The 8624-nt window shown below is 70.1% G+C and carries 9 protein-coding genes; 8 read left to right on the forward strand and 1 reads right to left on the reverse strand.

Annotated features, from left to right (window positions below; translation table 11 throughout):
* Positions 1-25 precede the first annotated feature (25 nt).
* Positions 26-1285 (forward strand): sensor histidine kinase, encoded by a 1260-nt coding sequence (locus ACWGI2_RS28555; RefSeq protein WP_453400744.1) that lies wholly within the window; start codon positions 26-28, stop codon positions 1283-1285.
* The gene (locus ACWGI2_RS28560) at positions 1282-1962 is read left to right on the forward strand and encodes a response regulator transcription factor (RefSeq protein WP_018527980.1); all 681 of its coding nucleotides are present in this window, start codon (positions 1282-1284) and stop codon (positions 1960-1962) included. The genes ACWGI2_RS28555 and ACWGI2_RS28560 overlap by 4 nt, the downstream gene beginning before the upstream one ends.
* 81 nt (positions 1963-2043) lie before the next feature.
* Here ACWGI2_RS28560 and ACWGI2_RS28565 read toward each other — a convergent pair whose 3' ends face one another.
* Positions 2044-2784: a DUF461 domain-containing protein gene (locus tag ACWGI2_RS28565; protein WP_453400743.1), complete on the reverse strand. Its 741-nt coding sequence runs from the start codon at positions 2782-2784 to the stop codon at positions 2044-2046.
* Between the two features lie 637 nt (positions 2785-3421).
* Here ACWGI2_RS28565 and ACWGI2_RS28570 point away from each other — a divergent pair.
* The 6 genes from ACWGI2_RS28570 (at position 3422) to rlmB (ending at position 8502) form a co-directional block, all read left to right on the forward strand.
* Positions 3422-3904 carry a CarD family transcriptional regulator gene (locus ACWGI2_RS28570; protein ID WP_003953493.1) on the forward strand — a complete coding sequence of 161 codons (483 nt, stop codon included), beginning with the start codon at positions 3422-3424 and terminating at the stop codon, positions 3902-3904.
* Positions 3905-4143: 239 nt separating this feature from the next.
* On the forward strand, positions 4144-4881 hold the full coding sequence (gene ispD, locus ACWGI2_RS28575) for a 2-C-methyl-D-erythritol 4-phosphate cytidylyltransferase (RefSeq protein WP_453400742.1): 738 nt from the start codon (positions 4144-4146) through the stop codon (positions 4879-4881).
* Entirely contained in the window at positions 4871-5374 is a 504-nt protein-coding gene (gene ispF / locus ACWGI2_RS28580) for a 2-C-methyl-D-erythritol 2,4-cyclodiphosphate synthase (protein WP_453698406.1), read from the forward strand. The genes ispD and ispF overlap by 11 nt, the downstream gene beginning before the upstream one ends.
* A 138-nt stretch (positions 5375-5512) precedes the next feature.
* Positions 5513-5917, forward strand: a complete 405-nt coding sequence (locus ACWGI2_RS28585) for a PPOX class F420-dependent oxidoreductase (RefSeq protein WP_453698408.1) — start codon at positions 5513-5515, stop codon at positions 5915-5917.
* 90 nt (positions 5918-6007) lie between these two features.
* Positions 6008-7408, forward strand: coding sequence for a cysteine--tRNA ligase (cysS, locus tag ACWGI2_RS28590; protein WP_453698409.1), 1401 nt, complete (start codon positions 6008-6010; stop codon positions 7406-7408).
* 134 nt (positions 7409-7542) lie between these two features.
* Entirely contained in the window at positions 7543-8502 is a 960-nt protein-coding gene (gene rlmB / locus ACWGI2_RS28595; RefSeq protein ID WP_453400738.1) for a 23S rRNA (guanosine(2251)-2'-O)-methyltransferase RlmB, read from the forward strand.
* The last annotated feature ends 122 nt before the right edge of the window (positions 8503-8624 follow it).

The following is an 8624-nucleotide window of genomic DNA, read 5'->3' on the forward strand; positions in this document are numbered from 1 at the left end:
CTCGTCCGGCGCATAACCTGGAGGCATGGACGTGAACGCGGCGGTCGCCGCAGCGGCAGCGATCGCCGGGGTGTGCACCGGTGTCATCGCCATGCTGGCGTTCCGCTGGAGCGAGCGCGACCTGAAACGCCCCACCCGGACCTCCCTGCACACCGACCCCGTACTTCCACCGGGCGTCGACACCGTCCTCTCCGTGCTCCGCTCGTCCGCCGTCGTCCTCGACGAGGCGGACAGCGTCGTCAAGGCCAGCTCGGCCGCGTACGCCCTTGGCCTGGTCCGCGGCGGCAAGCTCGCCGTCGAGCCCATGCTCCAGATGGCGCGCGACACCCGCCGTGACGGTGAGATACGGCAGGTCGAGCTGGACCTGCCGCGCCGCGGCACCGGCCGGGGCGAGGCCCTCGCCGTCTCCGCACGCGTGGCCCCCCTCGGCTCCCGCCTGGTCCTGCTCCTCGTGGAGGACCTCACCGAGGCCCGCCGCATCGAGGCCGTACGACGCGACTTCGTCGCGAACGTGAGCCACGAGCTCAAGACTCCGGTAGGCGCGCTCTCCCTGCTCTCCGAGGCCGTCATGGACGCCTCCGACGACCCCGAGGCCGTCGAGCGCTTCGCGGGCCGCATGCAGATCGAGGCGACCCGCCTGACCAGCCTCGTCCAGGAGCTCATCGACCTCTCCCGGGTCCAGAACGACGACCCCCTGGAGGACGCCGAACCCGTCCGTGTCGACGAACTGGTGGCGGAGGCGATCGACCGCAGCCGTCACCAGGCCTCGCACAAGCAGATCACCATGGCCGCGGGCGGCACCGCCGACCTGCAGATATGGGGCAACCGCGGCCAGCTCGCCGCGGCACTCGGCAACCTCGTCGAGAACGCCGTGAACTACTCGCCCGCCCGCACCCGCGTGGGCATCGCCGCCCGCCGGGTCAGCGCGCCCGGCGGAGACCTCATCGAGGTGGCCGTCACCGACCAGGGGATCGGCATCTCCGACAAGGACAAGGAGCGCATCTTCGAGCGCTTCTACCGAGTGGACCCGGCGCGCTCCCGCGCCACCGGCGGCACGGGCCTCGGCCTCGCCATCGTCAAGCATGTGGCCGCCTCGCACGGCGGGGAGGTCACCGTGTGGAGCTCCGAGGGACAGGGCTCCACCTTCACCCTGCGGCTGCCCGAGGCAGCCGCGAACCGCGACCGCGGATCCGGTCACGGCGGAGACGGCAGCGAAGCCGACACCGCACGGCCCGACGAGACCACTTCGTACGAACCCATTCCTGCCCCGGAGGTCCTTCCGTGACCCGAGTGCTCGTCGTAGAGGACGAGGAATCCTTCTCCGACGCCCTGTCCTACATGCTTCGCAAGGAGGGCTTCGAGGTCGCCATCGCGGCCACCGGCCCGGACGGACTCGACGAGTTCGAGCGCAACGGCGCCGACCTCGTCCTGCTCGACCTGATGCTGCCGGGCCTGCCCGGCACGGAGGTCTGCCGCCAGCTGCGCGGCCGCTCCAACGTCCCGGTGATCATGGTCACCGCCAAGGACAGTGAGATCGACAAGGTGGTCGGCCTGGAAATAGGAGCCGACGACTACGTCACGAAGCCCTTCTCGTCCCGCGAGCTCGTGGCCCGCATCCGTGCGGTCCTGCGCCGCCGCGGCGAGCCCGAGGAGGTGGCCCCGCAGGCCCTGGAGGCGGGCCCGGTCCGCATGGACGTGGACCGCCACGTCGTCACGGTCTCCGGCTCCAAGGTCGACCTGCCCCTCAAGGAGTTCGACCTCCTGGAGATGCTCCTGCGCAACGCGGGCCGCGTCCTGACCCGCATGCAGCTCATCGACCGCGTCTGGGGCGCGGACTACGTGGGGGACACCAAGACCCTCGACGTCCACGTCAAGCGCCTGCGCGCCAAGATCGAACCGGACCCCGGCGCCCCGCGCTACCTGGTGACGGTGCGGGGCCTCGGCTACAAGTTCGAGCCGTAGACGGCCCCCCTGTAGACGCCGCAGACACACGAGAGGGCGGGAACCCGGTACCGGGTTCCCGCCCTCTCGTTCGTACGTCGATCAGTGCTCGGAACCGGCACCCGCACCCGCATCGTGCGACGCGGCGCCGGACGGGTCCGTGTTCGCCGCACCGGACGCGTTGCCCGACGGCTGCCCGGACGGCTGCCCCGAAGGGTTGGTGCTCGCGCCGGAGGACGCGCCCTCAGCGGGTTCACCGCTCGCGGAGCCCGAAGGCTTCGTCGACGGCTTCGAGCCCGGCGCCTCGGGAACCTCGGTCGGGCCCCACTTCTTGAAGTAGCTCTCGGCCGGCACGACGAAGGTCTTCATCTTCACGTCGCCGGTCTTGCTGAAGGCGAAGGTGACCGGCTGCGCGTTGCCGTCCTTGACGGCCTCGCGGCTGCTGGACAGGACGGCGGAGGCGTTGTCCTTGCCGCCGATGACGACCGAGCCGCCCGCGGGGATGGTCAGCGGACCGCCACGCTTGGAGGTCTTGTCGTCCTTGGCCGGCGTGATCTTGGCCTTCTTGCCGGTGCCGTTGACCGCGATCTCGTCCAGCGTCTGGTCGGTGCTGCCGTTGTTGAAGATCGTGGCGGCGATCACCGCGGGGCCCGTCGACTTCAGGTCGGGCTGGGTGATCACCATGGCGTTCTGGATCTGGATGTCGCCGACGGCGGTCGCGGCGTTGTCCGGCTTGATCTCGTGCGTCTGGGCGTTGTTACCGGCGCCGCACGCGGCGAGCGACGCGAGCGAGAACGCGATGGCGGTGGCGGCAATGGCGCCACGTCGAAGGCTGCGGCTCACGGCGGCGGCAACTCCTTGAACGAGGGCGATACGGGAGGGCGGGCGGCCGTAAAGCCGCCCTAAGTGTGTGTCAGCGGGCTTAGGTTACCGAGCCGTTCCCGCGCCACCGCACCCGACCCGCCCCTACGGGTGGTGAGCCTGCCTCCCACGGCTCGTACCCCGACACGCACGCCCCAGCCGTCACGTCGGCGACATTGGCCTCTCGTTCACCATTCACTTAAGTGCCGTCAAGAGTCATCGCGGCCCGTCCTGCGGATTTCCGGTAAGGAATGCATGGCGGTCCGGGGAAGTCCGGGAAATTGATCACCGGGGGCACTTGATCAATTCCGGATTCACATCGAACGCGGGCTCGCACGTCTCTCCAGTCGCCGAACGGAGTAGCGGAAGTTCACCGCTTGGAACCTGGCAAACCGGGACGTTCAGCCTCGTGGAGCGCTCTCGGAGGGGGTGTGACGGGCGTGTTTCCGCTTCCCCGAAGAGCCGCTCTCACCTGCGAATACCCCACTCCGGAAGCCCTTCGCAGCACGTTCCTGTTGCTGTTGTCAAGCCCCGAGATATGCCCTGACCTGCGAAAACGCCATTCAGAAGAGGCGGTTCTCGTGTTAGGATGGATAGCCACGGAAGGGGTACCTGTCACATGACGTTCAAGGTTGGCGACACCGTGGTCTATCCCCATCACGGGGCCGCGCTGATCGAGGCCATTGAGACTCGCCAGATCAAAGGCGTGGACAAGACCTACTTGGTGCTGAAGGTCGCCCAGGGCGACCTGACGGTACGTGTGCCTGCGGACAATGCGGAGTTCGTCGGCGTGCGTGATGTGGTCGGTCAGGACGGGCTCGACCGGGTCTTCGAAGTGCTGCGCGCGCCGTACGCCGAAGAGCCCACGAACTGGTCCCGTCGCTACAAGGCAAATCTCGAGAAGCTCGCATCGGGCGATGTCATCAAGGTCGCGGAAGTCGTGCGTGACCTGTGGCGTCGTGAGCGTGAGCGCGGACTGTCCGCGGGTGAGAAGCGCATGCTCGCCAAGGCTCGCCAGATCCTGGTGAGCGAGCTCGCCCTCGCGGAGAACACGAACGAGGACAAGGCCGAGGCCCTGCTTGACGAGGTCCTCGCGTCCTGATCGCGTCCTGACATACGCATACGTCTTGGCGCCATGAATGCCGCGGTGCCCGCTGACCCTCAATGGTGTCGCCGGGCGCTGCGGCATGTTCGTACCCAGATGTAATCCCTTAAGCGTGCGTGCCGGGCTCGGGCAGCTGGCTCGACCAGATGTCACGGAAGGGTCCGGTCAAGGGCCCGCGCCCGGCGTCGCTGAGGCCATACCCACCTCGGCCGAGCACACAAACCTGAACGGAAGCGATGTCTGAGGAATCCCGCACCGCGGTCGTGATCCCCGCCGCCGGACGCGGCGTACGGCTCGGCCCGGGCGCCCCCAAGGCGCTCCGCGCGCTGAACGGCACGCCCATGCTCATCCACGCCGTACGGGCCATGGCCGCCTCCCGCGCCGTCTCGCTCGTCGTCGTGGTGGCCCCGCCGGAGGGCGCCGCCGAGGTCAAGTCACTCCTGGCCGACCACGCGCTGCCCGAGCGCACCGACTTCCTCGTGGTCCCCGGCGGCGAAACCCGCCAGGAGTCCGTGAAGCTCGGCCTCGACGCCCTGCCGGACGGCATCGGCGTCGTCCTGGTGCACGACGCGGCCCGCCCGCTCGTGCCCGTCGACACCGTCGACGGCGTCATCGAGGCCGTACGCGACGGCGCCCCCGCCGTCGTCCCCGCGCTGCCCCTGACCGACACCGTCAAGCAGGTCGAGCCCGGGGACCCCAAGGAACCGGGCGTACCCGAGCCCGTGGTCGCCACCCCCGAGCGGGCCCGGCTGCGCGCCGTGCAGACCCCGCAGGGCTTCGACCGCGACACCCTCGTCCGCGCCCACGCGACGGTCACCGACAACGTCACGGACGACGCCAGCATGGTCGAGCAGCTGGGCCTCCAGGTCGTCGTCGTGCCCGGCCACGAAGAGGCCTTCAAGGTCACGCGGCCCCTCGACCTCGTCCTCGCCGAGGCCGTGCTCGCCCGCAGGAGGGCCAACGATGGCTTCTGAGACCCCGGCCCGTATCGCCCTGCCGCAGGTCGGCATCGGCACCGACGTGCACGCCTTCGAGGAAGGGCGCGAGCTGTGGTGCGCCGGGCTCCTCTGGGAGGGCGAGAGCGCGGGCCTGGCCGGGCACTCGGACGGGGACGTCGCCGCGCACGCCGCCTGCGACGCCCTGTTCTCCGCGGCCGGCATCGGCGACCTCGGCGCGCACTTCGGCACCAGCAGGCCCGAGTGGTCCGGTGCCTCCGGTGTGACGCTGCTCGCGGAGGCGGCCAGGATCGTGCGCGCCGAAGGCTTCGAGATCGGCAACATCGCCGTCCAGGTCATCGGCGTACGCCCCAAGGTCGGCAAGCGGCGTGACGAGGCGCAGAAGACGCTGAGCGCCGCCGCGGGCGCCCCGGTCGCCGTGTCCGGCACGACGACCGACGGGCTCGGCCTCACCGGCCGCGCCGAGGGCCTCGCCGCGATCGCGACGGCACTGGTCGTGCGGACGGCCTGACCTCGGTACCGGCGAAGGGGGAAATGCCGCTGGGGCGGGGTGCGTTGGCGCAGTATCGGGAACGCACCCCTACAGCACCCCTGCACAGCTCCAACAGCTCCACGTCACCCGTCGACGTACGAGAGAGAGGCATCCCCCATGGTCGCCGAACTGTCCGACAGGCTCAAGGCCCTTCTCGACACCCCCGTCTTCATCAGCGTGGCCACCATCCAGCCCGACGGCACCCCCCAGGTCTCACCGGTCTGGGTGAAGCGTGACGGCGACGAACTGCTCTTCTCCACCACGCTCGGCCGCCGCAAGGAGAAGAACCTGCGCCGCGACCCGCGCGTGACGGTGCTGCTCCAGCCCTTCGACGCGCCGTACACGTACGCCGAGATCCGCGGTGAGGCCTCGATGACCACCGAGGGCGGGCCGGAGCTCATCGACGAACTGGCGCTGAAGTACACCGGCCTCAAGTACGTCGAGTTCAACCCGTCCTCCGTGAACGACGAGCCCCGCGTCGTCGTCCGCGTCACTCCGCGCAAGGTCGTCGGCCGCCTCTGAGGGCTCCCCGACCCCGCGCATGTCACAGTTCCGTGCCCTGTTGACCCAGGAGGTCGCAGGGCACTGTCCTTGGACCACTACCCTGGAGTGGTGACGATTCGCCTGTACGACACCAGCGCCCGGCAGATCCGAGACTTCAGCCCGCTCAACGACGGTTGTGTCTCGATCTACCTGTGTGGCGCGACGGTGCAGGCGGCCCCGCACATCGGGCACATCCGGTCGGGTCTCAACTTCGACATCATGCGCCGCTGGTTCGAGCACCGCGGCTACGACGTCACCTTCATCCGCAACGTCACGGACATCGACGACAAGATCATCCGGAAGTCGGCCGAGCAGGGCCGCCCGTGGTGGTCGATCGGGTACGAGAACGAGCGCGCCTTCAACGACGGCTACGACGTCCTCGGCTGCCTGCCGCCCACCTATGAGCCGCGCGCCACCGGCCACATCACCGAGATGGTCGAGATGATGCGCGGCCTGATCGAGCGCGGCCACGCGTACGAGTCGGACGGCAACGTCTACTTCGACGTGAAGTCCTTCCCGGGCTATCTGGAGCTGTCCAACCAGGAGCTCGACAACCTCCTGCAGCCCTCGGGCGAGGGCGAGACCGGCAAGCGCGACCCGCGTGACTTCGCCATGTGGAAGACCGCCAAGGAGGGGGAGCCCAGCTGGGAGACCCCCTGGGGCCGCGGCCGTCCCGGCTGGCACCTGGAGTGCTCGGCGATGGCCCACAAGTACCTCGGCCGTGAGTTCGACATCCACGGCGGCGGCATCGACCTGATCTTCCCGCACCACGAGAACGAGATCGCGCAGGCCAAGGCCTTCGGCGACGCGTTCGCGCGGTACTGGGTGCACAACGGCTGGGTCACCATGAGCGGCGAGAAGATGTCCAAGTCGCTCGGCAACTCGGTCCTCGTGTCCGAGATGGTCAAGAAGTGGCGCCCGATCGTCCTGCGCTACTACCTGGGCACCCCGCACTACCGCTCGATGATCGAGTACAGCGAGGAGGCCCTGCGCGAGGCCGAGTCCGCGTTCGCGCGGATCGAGGGCTTCGTGCAGCGCGTGGTGGAGAAGGCCGGGGGCGTCGTGGAGCCCGCCGCCGACGTGCCGCCCGCCTTCGCCGACGCGATGGACGACGACCTGGGCGTCCCGCAGGCGCTCGCCATCGTGCACACGACGGTCCGGCAGGGAAATTCCGCCCTGGCCGCCGACGACAAGGAAGCCGCGGTGGAGCGGCTCGCCGAGGTGCGGGCCATGCTGGGCGTGCTCGGCCTCGACCCGCTCGACCCGCACTGGGCCGGCGACGGCGACCGCGGCGAGGACCTCCACGGGGTCGTCGACACGCTCGTCCGCCTCGTCCTCCAGCAGCGGGAGGCGGCGCGTGGCCGCAAGGACTGGGCCACCGCCGACGCCATCCGCGACCAGCTCAACCAGTCCGGTCTCGTCATCGAGGACGGCCCGACCGGACCGCGGTGGACTCTCGGCCCGCGCTGAGCGGCCGAGTCCGTCGGGGCTCGCGATGTGCCGCCCGGCGACCCGGGCGGCACACTTCATATACGTACGCAGTCACGCAGTGGGCAGCCATGCAGCACGCAGGCAGCCGCACGCAACACAGAGACAGGTAGGTCATGGCCGCTAACAACCGCCGCATGTCCGGCAAGAAGGGCGCGCAGGTCGGCAGCGGCGGAAATCGACGCCGCGGCCTTGAGGGCAAGGGCCCGACGCCGCCCGCCGAGGCGCGCAAGGGACACAAGAAGAACCGCATCGCCAACGCCGCGGCCAAGAAGGCCTCCGGCGGCCCCGGCGGCAGCCGCCGTCCCAGTTCCGTGAAGGGCCGCGGCAAGAGCACGTCCGAGATGGTCGTCGGACGCAACTCCGTCGTCGAGGCGCTGCGCGAGGGCGTGCCCGCCTCGATGCTCTACGTCCAGCAGTTCATCGACAACGACGAGCGCGTCCGCGAGGCGCTGCAGCTCGCCGGTGAGCGCGGCGGCATCCACCTGATGGAGGCCCCGCGGCCCGAGCTGGACCGCATGACCAACGGGCTCAACCACCAGGGCCTCGTGCTCCAGGTGCCGCCCTACGAGTACGCCCACCCCGATGAGCTCGCGGCCGCCGCGTACGACCTGGGCCAGGACCCGCTGATCGTCGCGCTCGACGGCGTGACGGACCCGCGGAACCTGGGCGCCGTGGTGCGCTCGGCCTCCGCCTTCGGCGGGCACGGCGTCGTCGTCCCCGAGCGCCGGGCAGCGGGCATGACCGCGGGCGCCTGGAAGACGGCCGCCGGTGCCGCCGCCCGTACGCCCGTGGCGCGGGCCACGAACCTGACCCGCGTCCTGGAGTCGTACAAGAAGGCCGGGCTCGCGATCGTCGGGCTCGCGGCGGACGGTGAGCACGAGGTCGGCGACCTCGAGGCGCTCTCCGGCCCCGTCGTCATCGTCATCGGCAGCGAGGGCAAGGGCCTCTCGCGGCTGGTCGGCGAGACCTGCGACTACCGCGTGCGGATCCCCATGCCGGGCGGCACGGAGTCCCTGAACGCCGGTGTCGCGGCAGGCGTCGTGCTCTACGAGGCGTCCCGGCGCCGGAGTTAGCCACCTCCCCGGACGTGGGGGGGCCCCCCGTGGCCGGGGGGGGGGGCGCCCCGCGCCGAGAGTGTAGCGGGGGGGGCCCAGGGGCATATAAAAAAAAAAAAAGGGCCCCCCCACGAAAAATG

The organism is Streptomyces sp. NPDC054866 (assembly GCF_053610745.1).

Excerpts from the sequence above, each read along its gene's own strand:
- ACWGI2_RS28555 (WP_453400744.1), top strand. The coding sequence starts at position 26 with ATGGACGTGAACGCGGCGGTCGCCGCAGCGGCAGCGATCGCCGGGGTG.
- ACWGI2_RS28570 (WP_003953493.1), top strand. The coding sequence starts at position 3,422 with ATGACGTTCAAGGTTGGCGACACCGTGGTCTATCCCCATCACGGGGCC.
- ispD (WP_453400742.1), top strand. The coding sequence starts at position 4,144 with ATGTCTGAGGAATCCCGCACCGCGGTCGTGATCCCCGCCGCCGGACGC.
- ispF (WP_453698406.1), top strand. The coding sequence starts at position 4,871 with ATGGCTTCTGAGACCCCGGCCCGTATCGCCCTGCCGCAGGTCGGCATC.
- ACWGI2_RS28585 (WP_453698408.1), top strand. The coding sequence starts at position 5,513 with ATGGTCGCCGAACTGTCCGACAGGCTCAAGGCCCTTCTCGACACCCCC.
- rlmB (WP_453400738.1), top strand. The coding sequence starts at position 7,543 with ATGGCCGCTAACAACCGCCGCATGTCCGGCAAGAAGGGCGCGCAGGTC.